Source organism: Sinorhizobium sp. 7-81 (assembly GCF_030124405.1).
In the GTDB taxonomy this organism is placed as follows: Bacteria; Pseudomonadota; Alphaproteobacteria; order Rhizobiales; family Rhizobiaceae; genus Sinorhizobium; species Sinorhizobium psoraleae.
On sequence record NZ_JASKLT010000019.1, the window covers coordinates 1 to 18,380 of the forward strand.

Annotated in this window: 20 protein-coding genes; 11 read left to right on the top strand and 9 right to left on the bottom strand. The window is 57.0% G+C overall.

Annotated features, from left to right (window positions below; all coding sequences use genetic code 11):
* Window positions 1-179: 179 nt before the first annotated feature.
* The 5 genes from QN224_RS29885 to QN224_RS29905 form a co-directional block, all read right to left on the bottom strand.
* The gene (locus QN224_RS29885; RefSeq protein ID WP_283979628.1) at window positions 180-1,181 is read right to left on the bottom strand and encodes an IS30 family transposase; all 1,002 of its coding nucleotides are present in this window, start codon (window positions 1,179-1,181) and stop codon (window positions 180-182) included.
* Between the two features lie 267 nt (window positions 1,182-1,448).
* Window positions 1,449-2,903, bottom strand: a complete 1,455-nt coding sequence (locus QN224_RS29890; RefSeq protein WP_283979629.1) for an ISNCY family transposase — start codon at window positions 2,901-2,903, stop codon at window positions 1,449-1,451.
* Window positions 2,904-3,079: 176 nt separating this feature from the next.
* Complete coding sequence (locus QN224_RS29895; protein ID WP_283979630.1) at window positions 3,080-4,051, bottom strand: hypothetical protein; 972 nt, start codon at window positions 4,049-4,051, stop codon at window positions 3,080-3,082.
* Window positions 4,052-4,123: 72 nt separating this feature from the next.
* Entirely contained in the window at window positions 4,124-4,336 is a 213-nt protein-coding gene (locus tag QN224_RS29900; RefSeq protein ID WP_283979631.1) for a hypothetical protein, read from the bottom strand.
* Window positions 4,337-4,512: 176 nt separating this feature from the next.
* Window positions 4,513-4,662 carry a hypothetical protein gene (locus QN224_RS29905; RefSeq protein ID WP_283979632.1) on the bottom strand — a complete coding sequence of 50 codons (150 nt, stop codon included), beginning with the start codon at window positions 4,660-4,662 and terminating at the stop codon, window positions 4,513-4,515.
* Between the two features lie 140 nt (window positions 4,663-4,802).
* Here QN224_RS29905 and QN224_RS29910 point away from each other — a divergent pair, with 140 nt between their 5' ends.
* The 9 genes from QN224_RS29910 (at window position 4,803) to QN224_RS29950 (ending at window position 11,688) form a co-directional block, all read left to right on the top strand.
* Entirely contained in the window at window positions 4,803-6,293 is a 1,491-nt protein-coding gene (locus tag QN224_RS29910) for a hypothetical protein (protein ID WP_283979633.1), read from the top strand.
* Between the two features lie 53 nt (window positions 6,294-6,346).
* Complete coding sequence (locus QN224_RS29915) at window positions 6,347-6,634, top strand: hypothetical protein (protein WP_283979634.1); 288 nt, start codon at window positions 6,347-6,349, stop codon at window positions 6,632-6,634.
* Between the two features lie 96 nt (window positions 6,635-6,730).
* Window positions 6,731-6,976 carry a hypothetical protein gene (locus QN224_RS29920; RefSeq protein ID WP_283979635.1) on the top strand — a complete coding sequence of 82 codons (246 nt, stop codon included), beginning with the start codon at window positions 6,731-6,733 and terminating at the stop codon, window positions 6,974-6,976.
* Between the two features lie 130 nt (window positions 6,977-7,106).
* Window positions 7,107-7,868: a TIGR02391 family protein gene (locus QN224_RS29925; RefSeq protein ID WP_283979636.1), complete on the top strand. Its 762-nt coding sequence runs from the start codon at window positions 7,107-7,109 to the stop codon at window positions 7,866-7,868.
* Window positions 7,865-8,170, top strand: a complete 306-nt coding sequence (locus QN224_RS29930) for a site-specific integrase (RefSeq protein WP_283979637.1) — start codon at window positions 7,865-7,867, stop codon at window positions 8,168-8,170. Before QN224_RS29925 ends, QN224_RS29930 begins: the two co-directional genes overlap by 4 nt.
* Window positions 8,171-8,375: 205 nt before the next feature.
* The gene (locus tag QN224_RS29935; RefSeq protein WP_283979638.1) at window positions 8,376-8,819 is read left to right on the top strand and encodes a tyrosine-type recombinase/integrase; all 444 of its coding nucleotides are present in this window, start codon (window positions 8,376-8,378) and stop codon (window positions 8,817-8,819) included.
* A gap of 113 nt (window positions 8,820-8,932) precedes the next feature.
* Complete coding sequence (locus QN224_RS29940; protein WP_283979639.1) at window positions 8,933-9,529, top strand: hypothetical protein; 597 nt, start codon at window positions 8,933-8,935, stop codon at window positions 9,527-9,529.
* A gap of 121 nt (window positions 9,530-9,650) precedes the next feature.
* Complete coding sequence (locus QN224_RS29945) at window positions 9,651-10,736, top strand: DUF262 domain-containing protein (RefSeq protein ID WP_283979640.1); 1,086 nt, start codon at window positions 9,651-9,653, stop codon at window positions 10,734-10,736.
* Complete coding sequence (locus tag QN224_RS29950; protein ID WP_283979641.1) at window positions 10,723-11,688, top strand: hypothetical protein; 966 nt, start codon at window positions 10,723-10,725, stop codon at window positions 11,686-11,688. The genes QN224_RS29945 and QN224_RS29950 overlap by 14 nt, the downstream gene beginning before the upstream one ends.
* A 336-nt stretch (window positions 11,689-12,024) precedes the next feature.
* Here QN224_RS29950 and QN224_RS29955 read toward each other — a convergent pair whose 3' ends face one another.
* From QN224_RS29955 to QN224_RS29970, 4 genes are all read right to left on the bottom strand, one after another.
* Window positions 12,025-13,086, bottom strand: coding sequence for a BsuBI/PstI family type II restriction endonuclease (locus QN224_RS29955; protein WP_283979642.1), 1,062 nt, complete (start codon window positions 13,084-13,086; stop codon window positions 12,025-12,027).
* Window positions 13,083-14,792 (bottom strand): N-6 DNA methylase, encoded by a 1,710-nt coding sequence (locus QN224_RS29960; protein ID WP_283979643.1) that lies wholly within the window; start codon window positions 14,790-14,792, stop codon window positions 13,083-13,085. The genes QN224_RS29955 and QN224_RS29960 overlap by 4 nt, the downstream gene beginning before the upstream one ends.
* A 272-nt stretch (window positions 14,793-15,064) precedes the next feature.
* Window positions 15,065-15,475 carry a hypothetical protein gene (locus QN224_RS29965; RefSeq protein WP_283979644.1) on the bottom strand — a complete coding sequence of 137 codons (411 nt, stop codon included), beginning with the start codon at window positions 15,473-15,475 and terminating at the stop codon, window positions 15,065-15,067.
* A gap of 136 nt (window positions 15,476-15,611) precedes the next feature.
* Window positions 15,612-15,908 carry a hypothetical protein gene (locus tag QN224_RS29970; protein ID WP_283979645.1) on the bottom strand — a complete coding sequence of 99 codons (297 nt, stop codon included), beginning with the start codon at window positions 15,906-15,908 and terminating at the stop codon, window positions 15,612-15,614.
* Window positions 15,909-16,209: 301 nt separating this feature from the next.
* Here QN224_RS29970 and QN224_RS29975 point away from each other — a divergent pair, with 301 nt between their 5' ends.
* Together QN224_RS29975 and QN224_RS29980 are read left to right on the top strand one after the other, a co-directional pair.
* The gene (locus tag QN224_RS29975) at window positions 16,210-16,368 is read left to right on the top strand and encodes a hypothetical protein (RefSeq protein WP_283979646.1); all 159 of its coding nucleotides are present in this window, start codon (window positions 16,210-16,212) and stop codon (window positions 16,366-16,368) included.
* 129 nt (window positions 16,369-16,497) lie between these two features.
* Window positions 16,498-18,261: a DUF262 domain-containing protein gene (locus QN224_RS29980; protein WP_283979647.1), complete on the top strand. Its 1,764-nt coding sequence runs from the start codon at window positions 16,498-16,500 to the stop codon at window positions 18,259-18,261.
* The last annotated feature ends 119 nt before the right edge of the window (window positions 18,262-18,380 follow it).

Consider the following 18,380-nt stretch of genomic DNA (forward strand, 5'->3'; position numbering starts at 1 on the left):
CGAACACTCATGGTCTCAACCACGCTTCACGTCGCCAGTCTTCCTTCCAAACGTTGACGTTTGACCAGCATCCCAAGAGGCGACGACTGTCGCATCTCTAACTGGCTCATATGTCGCATCTCTAAAATGCCGTGGAGAATCTAATCCAAGTGCAACAATGACGAGTGGATGGTAGGGGATTACCCGCAATCTCGCAAATGTGCCATGAACACCTCGGCTGGTGTGCGATAGCCAAGGCACTTCCTGGGCAGGGAATTTAGATGGTGGGCAAGGGCGACCAGCTGCTGCTGGCTGACGGCGGATAGGTCGGTATCGCTCGGCACAAAGCGGCGGATGCGCTTGTTGGTGTTCTCGATCGCACCTTTTTGCCACGGCGAATTTGGATCGCAGAACCAGCTCCTGGCGCCGATCCCATCTTCCAAAGCCCTGAAACCGCGAAACTCGGTACCACGGTCGAAGGTGAAGCTCTGCCGGGCAAAGGCGGGTAGCGGTGAGAAGGCATCGACGATCTTGTCGATGAGCGGCCGGGAGTGACGGCTGCCATTCTTGATCATCACCGTGTAGCGGCTCTTGCGCTCGATGAGCGAGGTGACATTGGCGTCACCGAGGTCGCGCCGGAAGATCAAGAGATCACCTTCCCAATGGCCGAACTGCGAGCGATCGGCAATAAAATCAGGACGTTGGCTGATCCTGCAATCAAACGGGATCGAGCCGTCGCGGGGTTTGCGGGAGCGGCGTGGGCGGCGCTTGCGACGGCCTTCCGGCAGATGCCGATAGAGCTCCAGCGCATAATCTTCCTTGCCATAAATGAAACGGTAGATCGTCTCGGTGCAGACACGGACGGCGCTCACACCGTCGGCAAGCAGACGGCCGGCGATCTGCTCCGGCGACCAAAGTGCCTTCAGTTGCTCGATCACCAGCTCGCGTAACTGCGGATGGCGCCTGAGCTTGCGTAGGCGTCGCCGACGCTCCTTGGAGAGGTCGTTGGCAATGCCACCATAATAGCCGCTGTATTCCGGAAACTCGGCATCATGAAAGGTGTTGCGCTTCAGCTCGCGATATATCGTCGAGCGATGACGGCCGAGCTGCCGGGCAATTTCGGCAACCGGAACCTTGCGTTCTAGAAGCTGATGCAAACGTCGACGGTCGGGAAGGGTGAGCTGCAAATAGCACTGCGACATGCACAAATCTCCAAGGGCCAAGCCATTGTTTTTATTGCCATGTCGCACTTGGAAATAGAATGTACCCCGCTACATGTTTTGTCAAAGCTATTTAAAGAAGAGACAAAGTAGTCAACTTAGAAATGCGACATCATCATACCCATTATTACTGCACTCGCAAGTGAACATATTTAAACAGTACGCAAACGCAAGCCGCCGACCGGCTGAAGCTGGTCAGGGTTGCGCAGGCCGGTCGGCGGCGGATGGCTTAAGACGCAAGAATAAACTTTAGCTTTGAGAGCCCGAACCCGCCGGATGCGCGGCAGCCTTGAGTCTGGCCAGCGACTGCTGCCGCCGGGCGATCACCACCGGATCGTTGGTGAAATCCGTCCTTGGACCGGGCTTGGTGCCACGTTTCTGATAGCCATTGCTCAGGCTGCCATCGCGAATGCCGAACATATGGTCCGTCTGGCCGGTGCGGCGCGGCCCGCCTTTGCTGCGCTGCTGTGCGCGGCCAGCCTGCATCTCGGCGACCAGGGCCAGCATGTCATCAAGGCGCTTGTTCTCAACCACCTCGGACCGGTGCACCGAGCGCAGCGTGTCGAAGGTCCTGTAGGGCAGGGAGGTCGCCTCATGGGTGATCTCGAGACGGCCATCGGGATAGTCGCAGACGATGACCTTCTGGCCGGCAAGCGTCCTGGCGAGATCGGTCGGATCGAGGATGAACATCACCTTGTCATAGCGCAGCGTCAGTGCCTGCGACACCGTGCGGACTTCCTTGCGGCACATCGCGCCATCGAGGTTCTCATGCTCGGCAAACGGCCGGTGCATGTCCTTCGGATTGCGCGGCGCCTTGCCGAAGCGAAGATTGAAGTCCGCCATGAACTCCGGCGCATAGGCATTGGCGGCCTCGATCGTGTCGATGCCGCGCAGCCGCAGCTCCTTGACGAGCCGATCCTGCAGCGTCTGGTTGGCGCGCTCGACACGACCCTTGGCCTGCGGGGTATTGGCGCAGATGATGTCGATGTTGAGCTCGTAGAGGGCCCGCCCGAACTGCGTCAGGCCGCTGGTTCTGTCCTTCTTGGAAGCATGGGTGGTGCGGAAGATGCCATGCTTGTCGCTGTAGAAGGCGATCGGCTTGCCCCATTGCTGCAGATAGGCCTTCGTCGCGTGCAGATAGTCGAAGGTGTTCTCCGAGGCAGCAAAGCGCAGATGCAACAGCTTGCCGGTGGCATCGTCGATATAAACGAGCAGGGCGCATTTGGGGCCGCGGTTCTCAAACCACCAGTGATGCGAGCCGTCGATCTGAACCAGCTCGCCGAAGCAATCGCGCCGGCCGCGCGGCTGGAAAACCCGCTTCTTGCGCTCGCGTCGCGAGACCCAGATGCCGGCTTCCATCATCCACTGGCGCAGCGTCTCCTTGCTGACGGCAATCCGGTGACGTTCGATCAGCTTCTCAGCAGCCAGAGTCGGTCCGAAATCCTGGTAATGCTCGCGCACCAGGTCGAGCACCAGATTGCGGAAGTCCTCGCTATGACGCCGGTTGCTCGGCCGGCCGCGCTTCTTCGAGACCAGACCGTCGGCGCCGGCCCGGTCATAGGCCTGCAACAGCCGGTGCACCTGACTGCGGCTGAGACCGAGCAACTCGGCCGCCTGGACGACGGTCAAGCGGCGCTGGCGAATCTGCTGGATGAGTTCAAGACGATGCAATTCCTTCTGCGACATGACGATCAAACAAGACATGACGACTCCGAACGCTCATGGTCTCAACCACGCTTCACGTCGCCAGTCTTCCTTCCAAACGTTGACGTTTGACCAGCATCCCGAGAGGCGACGACTGTCGCATCTCTAACTGGCTCATATGTCGCATCTCTAAAATGCCGCTACATGTTTTGATCGCATAAGATAGCTTATGGAACTCAGCGGTCATTTGGACCGTCACGATAGAGCGGCTGGTAGCGCTCCGCGGGAGTCTTCCATGACAGAAAGAAGTCCAGCGGATTGTTGCTACCCAGAAAACGGCGTGCGAGGGCGAGGCGATCGAGCACCTGTTGCCGTTCGTCGGCGGCCAACGCGGCGGCTCGGTCTTCGACTCCCCGCAGGAACTGTTCGACGCTCATCACGTGCGCCCATTGCTGGATGACTTGTCCTAGATGTTCGCGACTGTCCTTGACGGATTGTTCAATGCGGCGTCGTTCCTCTGCGGCAAGCCATTCACGATGTTCGACTTCGGCTTTGCGATCAGCTTCCTCCAGTTTGGCCACGAGCTCGACGGCTGCGGTTTCAATCGCCTTGACGATGGCTCTGAGGGATTTGCCGAGCGGCGCGGATCTCGTTTCCTGCCATTCGGATGTCCAGGTGACACGCGAGTAAGGCGAGTAGGCAACCAGTCGCAGGCGTCCGGACGGCGCCTCCCGGGTGGTCGTCCATGTATGATCGACGAACCGGCCAGAGGCCTTGAGAGCAACGTAGTCGGCGTCCCGGATATATTTTCCGTTGCCGATGTACCGCATGAGCGTCTGTTCGGACATCTCTACGATCGTGAGCCCGATGGCGACTGTTCCTATATAGACGAGAGTCGGGCGGTCCGGTGACCAGAGGCTATTGTGGTAATAGTTGCGCTGCTCGCGGTTCTTCTCACGCTCGTCGATGCGGCTGCGATAGAACCCCTGCCCCGAGGGGGCCATCACGACGCGGTGCCCGCCGGATCCCAAGGCATTATAAAGGTCGCTGGCAAATTTGAGGGCCTTGTCGAGGCAGCCCTTCGACGTCGTGACATCGAGCAGCAGTCTTTTGTAGGGTTTGAGGTATGCGCCGTCCGCAACCGGACGGCCAGTCTCGAAATGTTGCCTCGCTCCACGGATCAAGGGATGAATGCTGTCCGTCGGCACCTGCGTCTTGGAGCGCCGGCGCCGGATCTGGACCCGGGCTCGCGGCGGGGGATGTAGCTTGCCGTCCTTCGACTAATGCAGCTGATCGCCGGGCTGTGCCTCCGGCAAGCGTTCGCGGGCCGGTGCCTTGCCGACCGCGAGTTTGGCCCAGTAGCCCCGCTCTGGTCGGGGGACATTAAGCACCGTGCAGACCCGCGCCATGTAACTGCCAGAGACGTCGAAGTCCTTGGCGACCTCGGTCATGGGCTTGGACCAGACCAGCTCATAGAGCTCTTCTCGCGTCATTGGCGCATCCTCGCTTTGCCATTTACCACGTTCGCGTCACGGCACCTTCCCGAGCTCGTATTCAAATTTGACAAGCCAAGGGATGCCGACAGACAGACGTTTCGGGTCTTTGGTCATAATGATAAACGTGAAGGCCGCGAGCATAGGAAGAGTAACGATTGCGATAACGGTCACTTTCAACCAAGCCCAGCGACCCTTCTGGAACAACTGCTCCATAAGGCCAGCTGGGCGGCCCTGGCCTCCAGCGCGGCGTCGATGTCGGCGTCCGAGGAGGCCGCTAGCTGAGCTTCCTGCGGCTGCCCTTTCTTCTTTATCCTGTCGAGCATGCCCGAAGTTCCTGCCCGCGGCGGCGATCTCTCCCATACTCGCACCGTTTCTACTTTATGGGGAAAGTTCCCACCGGTATATATAATCTGTTGTTCTGACGTGACTTCCGCTCTACTCTCCAATTGGAGAAGGGGATTTCATGGCGACATTCATTAGTGACTATTTCGGCGTCGATGCGGAAGTATTCGAGGAGTATGGGGCTCTCAATATTTCTATCGTGAATGACCTGCCGCTGTTCATCGACCCGTTCCTGCTCTTCCACAGCGACAAGCCGGAATATGTCGAACTTCACGAAGCGATCATCAATTATCTCGTGTTTCTGCGCGATCGGGCGGCCGCCGGATCCGTAAACGAAGGTGATCTGCGCAACTGGTATTGCTTCAAGGAAGTTAAGCAGAACTGGTTGGGATTCTCGGTTTCCGGAAACGGTGGCGCCGGTCTGGGGATGGACTTCGCGCGAAGCCTTCACGCCAATCTCAATGTCATCTTCTCGAATTTCGGCGAAGAGCAGATCACGGAAAGCAGCCACCTAGAAAAGGTATGTCTGGTCTCTGATGGTGTCGGACGCGATAACATCAGCGATTTCACCACCAACCTGATCAAGGACTTCCTCTGCAAATATACAGAGACGTTCGCCGCGGCCCACTTGCCCCCCGGCGCAGTACGGGAAGTGTGGGTTGAGCGCGCTCGCTTCAACTATCAGACCCAGGCTTGGGCACGCGCCAAATACAAGCTACCCTGGATTAACGGCGACTATGTCATTTTGACACCGAAAGACATGCTCACCCGCGACGAAAACTGGATCAACAAGGGTGACCTGATCGATGGGTTCGAGAACGTCCCTACCGCAATTCCAGACGTGCAGTTGCGTGCGGCCGTCTTCAATTATTTCGAAACCGAACTGAAACGGCGTCCCAAACAGCCGGGAAAGAAGCAGCGCGAGCCCACCAAGGAAGAACGCGCGAAGGCGGCCGTCGCAACGATGCGGCGTTTCCCCGAAATCATCGACTATTATATCCGCCTGAAGGAGCAGAGCGGGGATGACGCTTCGGACGTGAGTGCCGAAAAGGTTTTGGCGATCGAATACATGTTCATCGAGCAGCTGAGAGCCTTGCAGGCCTTACTCGTCGCCGATACCAAATTCTACGAGATCGGGAAATCGACCTATGAGGAAGCCCATGCCCGCCTGGCCTATCTAAAGGACGTAATTGAAAACAAAGGCGGTCACCGATTCTTTTACGACGACAAAGGCGTGCCTATCGAGCGCGAGAAGGATCTGCATGTTCTCTATCGCTTGGTCTGGTTCGGGACGCCTTCTGATTTCGGAGCTGAAGCCAACGATGGCCGTGGGCCGGTCGATTTCAAGATCAGTCGAGGCACAGAGAAAACCCTCGTGGAAATGAAGCTCGCCAAAAACACCAAGCTGGCGACAAACCTAGAAAAGCAGGTGCCGATCTACCAGAATGCCAGCGATGCCGGTACAGGCATCAAAGCCATCATCTATTTCACCGCGGCAGAGTTGGCCAAGGTCAAGCGCATTCTAAAAGATCTTAAGCTGACGGATAATCCGGACATCGTGCTCATTGACGCGCGGAGAGATAATAAGCCTTCGGCCTCGAAAGCGGCATAGCCGTTCGCGTCATCTCGTTCATGTCCTTTATCATAGATATGGAGAACTGCAGCATGAGTTGTGAGAATTTGGTTGGCGGATGTTTTTCCGGTGATCGCGCGCCCTTTGCTCTTCATGAGTCAGATCGACGAAGCGCGGTTGTTTATTTGCAGTGCTGCGTTGAAAACAGCCTTCGATGGAGCGATGTCGAAACTCAAATCCGTGCCTATCTCGCACCGCGCGGCAGCGGTGAGCACTACGTGAAATGGGTCGATCAGCAGATCCAGCAAGCGCAAAAAATGTTCCTGCCTTGGCTCGAAGAGATCGACACCGACCAAACCAACGTCGTTGATATCCGCTAGGGGGGAGCATGGCCGAACCGTCACGCTACACTGAGGCAGTCACCGGGGGGGCGGTCGCCGCAGGCGCCGGTCTCGGTTATCGATAGGAGAAGTTGAATGGCGAAGCCTCAAAAGCCTGTGGTTATGGTCATTGCCGATCACGCCCGGAAGGTGTTTTCCATAGAGGGGCCAATGTACGATGATACGCGCTGGACGAATGCGGTCGCCGACGCCATCGACAGCGGTATGAATATCAATTGCTCCACTGCCGAGCTAAGTCCCGCCCAAGCTGCGGCCGAATACCAGCAGACCTATGGATATTCGCAGGTTCCGAGCGGTTCAATCGTTAGTTTGAAGAAATGACGCTCATGGCAAGTGGCCGGATCACTTCGGGTAACTCTATGCCGGGCGTCTTACAGGCCGCCGGCGCGTCTGCGCGAGCAAAATTCCTGGAATTCTTCACCTTGCAAATCCGGAAAGATATGGGGGAGTTATGAGAGACCTCGCCAGAGAGATTCCGGACGTCAATCTCTTGCTGGCGTTGCAGCCCGAAGAGTTGGCGACAAAGCTCCTTTTCGTTCTGCGACGGCGTTTGGAGCAACCAAACGCGCGACATATCAATTTGCACAATTCCCTCAATGAAGTAATCGGCAACTTCGGGAATGACGCCCCTTATCCGATTGATCGAGCGGACGAGGTAAAGGTCGCCATCAGCGAGGCTTGGCTTTATCTGGTAGCGCAGGGCATGATCATCCCTGCAACGGATGGAAATGGGGTGAACGGATTTTCTATCCTGAGCCGCCGCGCCAAGGCGTTCGAAAACGAAGCAGCATTTGCCCAACATCAAGTTGCGCGGCTCCTGCCCAAGGAGATCCTTCACCGCCGGTTCGCAGACAGGGTTTGGTCATCATTCGTCCGGGCTGAATATGATGCGGCCGTGTTTCAGGCGATGAAAGCCGTTGAAGTGTATGTCCGCGAGGTTAGTGGCTACGGAAACGACCTCTTGGGCACCAAATTGATGCAGGAAGCCTTCAAGCCGGAAGGCGGGGTGCTAACCGATCCGAATGCAGAAGCTGGTGAGCGTCTTGCCAGAATGCAGCTGTTCTGCGGTGCCATAGGCTCCTACAAAAATCCAAATTCCCATAGGGACGTTGATATGACCGACCCTATGGAGGCATTGGAGATTATTCTGCTCGCCAACCACCTGATGAAAATTGTGGACGCGCGCGCGGCTGAACGGAATTCGGCGGCATGAATGACCTGATCATCGCGCGTTCTGCTGCAGCTCCGGCACTGATACGGCAGGCGCCGGAGCATGCTAAGTTTCGTTTCCTTGAGTTCTTCACGGCGCAGATCCGCGATCCAAACACCCGCCGCGCCTACGCCAAGGCGGCAGTGAAACTTCTGAGCTGGTGCGAGCAGCAAGAGGTGCATTCGCTTGACGCCATCACGCCTATCCATGTCGCCGGTTGGGTTGAGGAGCTGACACAGAGCCATGCGGCACCTACGGCCAAGCAGCGCCTGGCCCTATCAGGCATCTGTTCGACTGGCTGGTGACAGGGCACGTCATGCAGATCAATCCCGCGCATTCGGTGCGCGGCCCGAAACATTTCCGCAAGCGCGGCAAGACGCCGGTGCTGTCGCCAGAGGAAGCCCGGCAGCTGCTCAACAGCATCCCGGCCGAGACGCTAGTCGGCAAGCGCGATCGCGCGCTGATCGGCCTTATCACTTATACCTTTGCGCGCATCGGGCCGCTTCTGGTATGGAGGTCCGCGATGTCTATGTGCAGAACCGCCGTCTTTGGGTCCGGCGGCACGAGAAAGGCGGCAAGCTCCAGGAAATGCCCTGCCACCACACGCTCGAGCATTACCTGGACGACTACGTTGAGGCGGGGGGACTGCGGGACCAGCCCCGCGGCCCGCTCTTCCGAACGATCGCGCGGGGAACCGGACGATTGTCGGAGCGCCCCCTTCCCCAAGGGAGCGCCTATGCAATGATCCAGCGTCGTGCCGCGGTGGCCGGCATCGACACCGCCGTTTGCTGCCATACATTCCGCGCGACCGGTATCACCGCCTATCTCAAGAACGGCGGTACTCTTGAGAAGGCCGCACTCATGGCCAATCATAGTTCGACGCGTACCACCCAGCTCTACGATCGTCGCGGCGATGACGTCAGCCTCGACGAGGTCGAGAGGATCCTCATATGAGCTCGGATAGTGCGCCTCAGAAACCGTGTATTCAGTGCGGGCTGCCTATTCCCGAACCCGCGCAGTTGTGCACGCACTGCCAGTCCCACCAGGACTGGCGACGATGGTTCCCCGTGTCGAGCACGGTTTTGGCTTTGCTCACCGCACTTATATCTGTGGTCAGCGTTGCCGGCCCTGCCCTTTATCAGCTCGTGCACAATCCTCGCTCGAAGACGGTCTTGATGACGCCTTCCATAGATGGAACCACACTTCGTGTGGTCGCCGTGAACGAGGGGGACGCCCCGGCCGCTTTCATCCTTGCGGCCACTCGGAGCGACTATCTCGCGGGGGCAACGAAAATCCGCCTGCGTAACGATGCGGATGCCATTATTCCGCCCGGCAGCAAGCTCCTGACATTCGATATCATTCCCTTGCTCACAAAGGAGGAGTCGTATCGCAATTCTCTCGAGATGCTGCAGCTTGTGGTTCAAAAGAAGGAGGCAACGGATACGGCAATAGCCTTCGAGATCGCAGAATCGGATGGGAAGCGCTTCGTTGCATCGTTTCCCCTGAGTGCCGAGGATCTATTCTTCTTGATGCGTGCGAACTCCGATCGCTGCTCAGGTATTCAGAGTCCCGATTTTACCAATGGATGCATTGGACCGGGCACCCTGGAGCGGGACGCTGATCCCTTGCCGAGAGCGACAGAATATAGAAACGCGGGACGATGAGGAAATGCCTTCCTGCTTTTAATACGTAGCCTAAGTTGCAGACGATATTGCCTGTGGTATTGTCCACCCGTCTTTGGCATGCCTCCCAAAGAATTTTAAATAACGAAGGGCTTAATCGCATATGGCCAGAGCACTCACCACCCAGGATATTAGCTGGTTCTTGGACTTGAACGAGAAGAATCAACTGGACCTGAATCCTCCCTATCAGCGGAAAAGCGTTTGGTCGCCTCGGGACAAGCGATATTTCATTGACACAATCCTCAACAACTACCCTGCCCCGCCGGTCTTCTTACATAAGTCGCTCAATGAAAGCGGGCGCGCGACCTACCATGTCGTCGATGGGAAGCAGCGGTTACAAACGATTATCGATTTCGCGAACAACAAGGTCCGCATTCCCGACGACTTCTCTGATGTGAATTTGCAGCGCAAGAGATGGAACGATCTCGAGCGTGCGACACGGGAGCGCTTCTGGAATTATGTTCTTATCGTTGAAATGCTACCGGACACCAACGATGCGGCCCTGAAGAACACGTTCGAACGCATCAACCGCAATTCCCGCAAACTCACTGAACAGGAAATGCGTCATGCGCGATACGACGGTTGGCTGATTACCCTCGCCGAAGCGGAAGCGGAAAAGCAAGAATGGAAGGATTTTGGCGTCGTTACGACGGCGCGCGCCAAGCGCATGGCCGACGTCCAGTTCATTTCCGAACTGCTTTATGTTTTGCTCAAGCGCCAGATTACCGGCTTCGATCAAGACGCGCTGAATGAGTTCTACGCGGAATATGAAGATACGAGCGAGGTCGCCGAATTTGTAGAGGAAGATGTGCTTGCCTTGCTTGAGGCGACAAAGGGTCAGCTTCGAGCGCTGCTCACCGCGAATGCCGAGATGAAGGACCATCTCAAGGTTCAAAGCCACCTTTACACTTTGTGGGCGTATTTCGTGCTCCAGAAGGACCGCCTTCTCCCGATGGAAGAGTTCGCTCCGAAGTATGAGGCGTTCTTGGCCCAGGTATCCCAGGCCGTGGCCAATACCCTGCCTCCGGTCGACGATGATCCAGCGAACGTTGCTGCTCGCCAACTGGTCATCGACTATGCGACCAATGTCCGCGGTGCATCTACGGATCTGGCGCCTCGAGCCAAGCGGCAAAGCGGCCTTACGACCGCCATCCATGGGCCGGTGGCCGAACAAAATGAAGATCATTAAGGCGATCCGTGACCTGCACGCAGCCAGTGAGGAGCGTTACAAAAGACTGGCAGATGAGGTGCAGGGGCTCCTCAAGGGTGAGGCAGAAAGGCAAGGGTGGTTCTTTATCGGCCGCACAAAAGGCTTGGAGAGCTTTGCATTGAAGATCGAGACCGGTCGGGTTGCTGACCCAGCCAAGCTCGAGGATTTTTTCGCCTGCACGATCGTTGTGCCCACCCTCTCGGAAATCGAAGCTGCTGAAACATGGATTCTGACCCATTATGACCTGGTCGAACGAAGACCTGCGGAGGATGCCGTCACATTTAAGCAGGCGTCGAATTTCCAGTTCGACGACCTGCGTTTGTACGTTGCCAAACGAGCAAGCCAGACCGGAAAGAACGTCGATCTCGATGGCGCCGTGTTCGAAATTCAGGTGAAAACCGTGCTGCAGCACGCCTGGAGTCTGGCAACTCACGATCTGATATATAAAAGCGATACCGCAAGCTGGCCCCGCGAGCGGATCGCTTACCAGGTGAAGGCTATGCTTGAGCACGCGGAGATCGCTATCGCCGAGGCAAACAGATTGGCGGATGCGCCGGCCGTCGCAAAGAAAGATGAGCGAACAGCGGAAATCCTGAAGCTCATCGCGCAAATCAGGGCGCAATGGTCGGCCGACCGCCTGCCCCGCGACATTAAGCGACTTGCCGAAACCACACAGCAGATTTTCAGATCGCTGCGGTTGGAGGTGGATCAGCTTACGCCTATCCTCGTCGCTGAAAAGCAACGCTTGGGCATGCTTCCGAACGATATGTCACCATATGCTTTCATTATCCAAGCCCTAGCACACAGCGGGACTATCAATTTTCAGACCGCACTCAGCAAAGCGAAGAAATTGAAAGTCTTTGTGCATGGTGGAATGGATCTGCCACAGTGGATGACCGAGGAGCACCCTCAGATCGTTCGGGTGCAATAGCCTGAAGGACCCCGTCGCTATCGGCCGTCTATCAACTCAGAAGCGTCGTATGAATACACGCCTGCCTTATTGTAGTAACCGGAAAAGTATCTCCCGCGCCCGAACACACTCGCTCGTTTGCCTTCGCAAACTTCTCTCGGCGAAAGTTGTTAAATTCCATACCGATCGCGAACGCGGCATGACAACTAATAAGCAGAATAATTGAGTACCACCGAAATCCGTAAGCATTCAGGAGACAGATAAAGAGTGCCAAGGACGCACTCAACCAAGCTGTGGCAAGCAGCACCCCGGGCCACACAGTAGGAGTTTTGATGGCCGTAGTTCGCTCGGCGGCCGCTATTTTGCCTTCCAAACGAGCTCCCCATCACCGTCGAAGTGCAGCAGATGCTCGGGTTCGCTTGCAAACCACGCAAAGCTGCCCCAAGCCAGCGCATCAACGGTTTTCTTGAACTGTGCGCGACTGCGATCGAAATAGGCCGTCACAAACGCGATATGCTCGCGCGGGAAACCTGCGGCATCTGTCAACTTCAGCAGGGCTTCCTTGCGCGTTTCGGAGACGGGACCATCTGAGGCGACGACCTCGATAAAGACCAGGCGGGGATGCGCAGGCGCCAGATCCGCGAGGATAATATCGGGAAGGTTCCTGTCTGCAAGAATGTTAAGGCCGATCTGCTTTGCTAGTTCCTCATGCCGGGAAACAACCTTGTCACGGCTCTCACTCAGGAAAATGACAGCCGGCTCCGTGAGAAATTTCGGCGCGAAGATCTCAATGACCGCTTTCGACAGCTCCGAGCTGGGGCCAGGCGCCATACGCTGCGTCTCACCACTGGGGAATGTCACCAAGATCCGGTCGCCACCAGCTGATGCACCCTTACGCATAACCGCAATGCGCATCCGCGCGCCTGCCGTAAGATGCTTCCCTTGCCATTCCGCAATGGCCGCTGAGAGCTCTTCACCCATAAGCTCAGGAGCGAAGAGAGCTGCAAACCCATCCTGCAGTGCATATTTCCCCGCTGGGGACGTGGTAGGCAAACCCTGCCGCTCAATCACGGCGCCGTTGGCGACCAGAGCGTTGCGGATAGTATCGTCACGGATCGATTCCCGTGTGTTGACCGCATACCAGCGGCCCGGAATATCGCTTTTGGACGGGCGAACGGAATCTTTCTCCCACATTGCACGATCAGCGGGGCTCTCCTTTGCGGCCTGCGCGTCGGTCATGCGCGTAACCTGGTCAGGCCTCAGCCACACCCCTTTGCCCTCGACCGCATCGACGTATAGCATGACGAAAACAGTTCGGGCGGCAATGTCCCAAATCGATTGCGCTCGGTTCGGAGTACCTTCTGGGAAAATTTCACGCAACCGAAGTTGGATATCCTGCCAGGCCAGCAGATCAATCATGCTGCCCCACCCGCGTAAAGGCACTCAAGTTCGGCCTCTATCGCAGACGCAGAAGCCCCGGTTTTCACCAACTTTTCAAGTTTTTTCAACTTGTCGACGCTCGGAAGCGGGAGGGCCTCGAGTTCGAATGCTGAGACAGCAACACTGCCGTTGATGCATCGGAAGGCACGATCAACAATGCGCGAGTTCATGACCGCAGCCACGACCCCTGGCGAGACTGCCGCTTTCGCGCGAACAGGGCGGATCATATTGAGATGGTTTTCGACGATGACACTGCCATGCGTCCGAATAAACGCTTCTGGCAGCTCGGCCGCAATCAGGCGCCGGGCTTGCTCTTTCGCGGTGGTGCGCTGGAGAAGGACACAGCTCTGAGAAACTTTGAGCCATCCGTCCACCGCTTCAGTCTTGAAATATGGAAGGTGGTTGCGCTTTTGCGCCCGGAACTCAAATTGCCCATCCGGTGTAACCGCCTCAGCCCAAATAACCGGGTAGACATCCTTTCCAGAACGGGCGCGGAATTGCTTCTTGAACCGGTTCCAGACCAGCGGTCCGGTCGATACCTTATATCCCCAATCAGCAAGGCGCGTGGGCATCTTGTTGAGACCGGCTACGAGATCGTCGTCTGCAGGGCGGCGAGGCGCCAGCCACGGCGCCGTGGGTTCGCCCGGCAACGCAAAATGGCCCACATGTGTAACCTCAGCCGTTCCATTCACAGAAAGGAAGTGCACCGCCGTCGCGCTCCCCTTTCCGCCTTTCCGGTATGTGGAGAGCATCGTTTCCTGCAGGACATCCTCAAATATGCCGCGCCGGGCCGTCACAAAATCCATCGCTACCGGAGGAGCTTCGCGTACAAGCAAGCCCCGGAGTGCCTTAAAATACTCGCCTGCCAGGAAGCTCGTGGGCGTGACGTAAGCAATGACGCCGCCCTGCTTGGCCCAACGCAATGCCAGATCTGTGAAAAGTCCGTACAGGTTGGCATGCCCATACAGGCTGCGCGCATACTGCGTTCGTAACGTGCCGGCGAGCTTCACACGCCCGTAGGGCGGGTTCCCGATGACCAGATCAAATTGACCACAGGCTCTCTGCTCAAGGCTATTGCATACGGTGACCACCTTCGGGAAAGCTTGATCTGCGGCCTGCAGCTCAGCAGCAAAGGCAATCTCAAGCCATACTTGGGTCAGCCAAGCGGCAAAGGGGTCAATCTCAAACCCCCGCAAATGCCCTTCAAAATGGTCGAGGATTTCCGCCGCCCGCAGATGAGGCAAAGCCTCCCGCATCTTAAGAGCGACTGGTAGCAGAAACGCTCCGCCGCCACATGCCGGGTCGAGGACCCGAGCGGTTTGCCAGTCCACACCCGCCTCAACCCCCAATGTCATCAGCCGATCGGTGAGGGCCGGCGGTGTATAATACGCCCCCCAGGCACTCCGGACGTCTTGTGGCAGCATCGCCGTGTAACAGGCGCTAAGCTGATAGCAGGCTTCCTCGATCGGGAACGAGGCCGCGGCTCTGCCGAGCGTGCACGCGAGTTCGGCAGCTGACGTGTCCAAAATATAAGACAGTGGCATCGACAAAGGAGTAATAGCAATGTCGCGGCCTGTGATTTCCACGGATGCGCTAACATACGCGTCCACCGCCCGGGCGATGAACGCCCAAGCTGCTGGCTGGCGCCGGTCAGCCTTGAGCTGCTCACTCCAGGCGCGGGCCATAACTCGACCCGTCTGCAGGCTGATGGACGCGTCACGAACTACCGGCTGTAGAGCCGGGGCTGGTCGGCGGAATCCGGCTCGGTGGGCAACTCGGGTCATAGGCGCGTGAAACTTTCTTGCTTCGTTCACGGTAACGCGTAGGTGATTCGCTGGCAACCAGAACGACTGCCGCATAGCACCTTTCCCCGACACTTTGGCAACGAAGTAGTAAAAAATCTATGATTGCAGAGCGATAGCGCAAGCTAATGAAGGGGGTGGCGTCTGAGTTGCCTCTATTTCGGTGAAGGCATCCGCCGCTCATTGAGAAGACGTGCAATATACGAACCCATCGGACCAATCATTTCATAAGTACAGGATACAAGATTACACATAGCGCTTGGGTTATGCTTTTGTGCAACGACGATTGCAAAGAATGATTGGTTGCCGGTCGGCCGATAATTACACGCCGCGATTTCCGCTCGGTATGTCGCCAGAGCGCCGGCATCTTTGAACAAAACCCAGTCGACAGCCACGATTGCATCGTCAACGGAACCACAAGAAGGGCGGCCATCTGCTCGAAAATCAAATCCGCAGACCGCCTTCACGTGGTCAAATGTCCCCTGGTTGCACAGCGCTTGCCCAAAGGCGGGCGACGATATGGACACCGCACAAAGAGCTAGGCACGGCAAAACAATCCTAAGCATGTTGATCCTCCCAAAGGACAACGTCCTTGAAAAACAGTATCATCGGCGAAACTCAAAGGCCCGGGTTCGACCCGACCGCGCCAGGGCGAGGAGAGCCCCCGTTGCAGCCCCTTCCCTCTCCTCCCGCCCGCGAAAATCACTCGATAATCTCGATGACCTCGTAGCTCTTCACAAACGCGCCTATGCCGTCATTCAGCAGCGCAAATATGCTCTCCTTCGAGATCGGGAGGGTCACTATCTTCTCGAGCTGCATCGGCGGCCACTCGTCATCCATGTCACTCTCAACATCTCCGCGCAGCTCGTGAAGCGCCTCACGCGCGCTGTCCTCATCATAAAAGAAGATCTCCGGAATACCTGTATAGGCCCAGCGATCGTCACGGCCTTCATCGACACGTGCGTAAGTGTAAAAGGTGAGCGACTCACCTTGGGACATGCCTGACCTCCAAATGTTTTTCCGACAGCAGCACCGGGAGATGGGATCTCATTCCGGTCAGAACGCTACTCGCAAAAGTATTAGCTGCCCGTCAATTGTAGGATCCTACAACGAACGGGCAGCTTCTCTGCACCTACGTCGACGCGGTAGAGGCAGCTCAGTCTCCGAAAACGACGCCGCAATTCCCTTGGCCCTGGGACCGAAAAATCCTGTCGGCGGATTCGGTCATTTTTGTTCCTTGCATCGCCTCGGGCGACAATTCAGATGCGGTGAACATGCCGCATAACACTAGGAACTGACAATGAAACCAGAAACTTTCTACGCCCGCGCCCCGTTCATGACAGCCGTTAGCATCTTCGCAGTCGGCATCCTCGTCTACGAGGTCCACCCGCTCGCGGCGGGCATCATTGCTGCAGCATACGGCTTTGCCTACGACTGGCTCGACAGAAAGCTCTCGTAAGGGCTTGGGGACAGGCTTCGGCCTGTCCCCTCGGTTCTCGCGCCTTCACCAAGCCCGATTACCCTTCCCTGTTGTGCCGCCACTTTGCCGTGTGCTAGCTGTCGAACACAGAAACACTGAGGGGCAAAGATGTACAAGCCAGGCGGAACCATCAAAGCATTGCTCGATAAGATTGCCAGCCAGGACTATATCCTGCCGGCGATCCAGCGCGAATTTGTCTGGTGGCCCGATCAGATCTCTGAACTTTTTGACAGCCTCATGCAGGGCTACCCGTTCGGGACCTTCCTGTTCTGGAAAATCACGCAGGAGCGGCGAAACGAATACAAGTTCTACGATTTTGTACGCGACTACCACGAGCGCGACCGCTCTCACTGCGAACTGCTGAAAGACCCCCCGAACCGTGAGCTCACCGCCGTCCTCGATGGCCAGCAGCGCATGACCGCGCTCAACATTGGTCTGCGGGGCTCTTACGCCTGGAAGATGCCCGGCAAGCGTTGGGCGTCGGATGCTGCCTTCCCCGTCCGCCGTCTTCATCTAAACCTTTTGAGCGAACCGGACCTGGAAAGCGGCTCTAAGTATCACTTCGAGTTCTTGACCGACGAACAGGCAACAACGCCAGAAGACGGCGAAGTCTGGTTCCATTGCGGACGTGTGCTCACCGAGGACTACGACGCCCTTGTCGACAGCCTTGATGACCTGGACCTCGACAAAGAGAGCGTCAAGGCCGCGCGTGCGACCCTGCGACTGTTTCACAGGACGATTCACGACAAAGATGTGATCACGTATTACGAGGAGGAAAACCAGAGCCTCGAGCACGTGCTAAATATCTTTATCCGCATGAACAGCGGCGGCACTCCGCTCTCCTATTCCGACCTGCTTCTCTCGATCGCGGTGGCGCAATGGGAGGAAGTCGACGCGCGTGAGGCCATCCATACCCTCGTAGATGACATGAACAATGAGGGGGACGGGTTTAAGTTCACCAAGGATTTGGTTCTGAAGGCTGGCCTGATGCTTTCCGACATTGGCAGCGTCGGCTTCAAGGTGGAGAATTTCAACAAGGCCAACATGGCGGTTCTGGAAAGCAATTGGCCCAAAATTCGCGATGCCATGATGCTGGCGGTCCAGCTGCTCGCCAGCTTCGGCTTCAACAACCAGAACCTACGCGCCGAAAGCGCGATCCTACCAATTGCCTATTATTTGTATGCCCGCAAGCTGGACGGCTCCTACCTTCTCCGCGCCGAATACGCAGGGGATCGCGAGAATATCCGTCGGTGGCTGATCCGTAGCCTGCTCAAGGCGTCGGGTATCTGGGGAAGTGGTCTTGATACGTTCCTCACCGCGCTGCGCGAGAAAATCAGCGCTCACGCGCCGCAGGGGTTCCCAGTTGCGCAGCTCGAGGCGGTCATGGCATTGCGCGGGAAATCTCTCGCCTTCACAGATGTTGAAATCGACGAGCTCTCCGAACTGCCCTACGGCGATGGTCGGACGTTCGCCCTGCTCTCCCTCATTTTCCCGGGTTTCGACCTGTCACGGCACTTCCACGTCGATCATATCTATCCGCAAGGACGCTTCACCGAGGCCAAGCTCAAGAAGGCAGGCGTAAATGAACAGCTGCGGGAAATCCTCAGCGAAAAGTACAACCGGCTGCCGAACCTTCAGCTGCTGGAGGGGTCCATCAACAACCAGAAACGCCAGAAGATGCCACACGAGTGGTATGCACTCCAAAAGCCCGATGCGCGTGCACGTAAAGAGTACCTGGCTGGCCTGGAAATCGCCGAGTTGCCGGAGGATATAAAGGGGTTCCCCGGTTTCTACGAGCTTCGCAAGCAAGCCTTGCGTGTCCGGATCGTCAATGCTCTGGTTGCGCCTGAAACCTTGGCCGTTGCTTCGTAGTTCCCGATATCCCTCTACCTCTTGATTTCATGAAGTAGGGATAGTTCCGTCCACCTCGGCTCGGAGAATGGCAGCCGTCCCAACGGCTTTGACATGGGAGCGTTGAGGCGCCACGATGC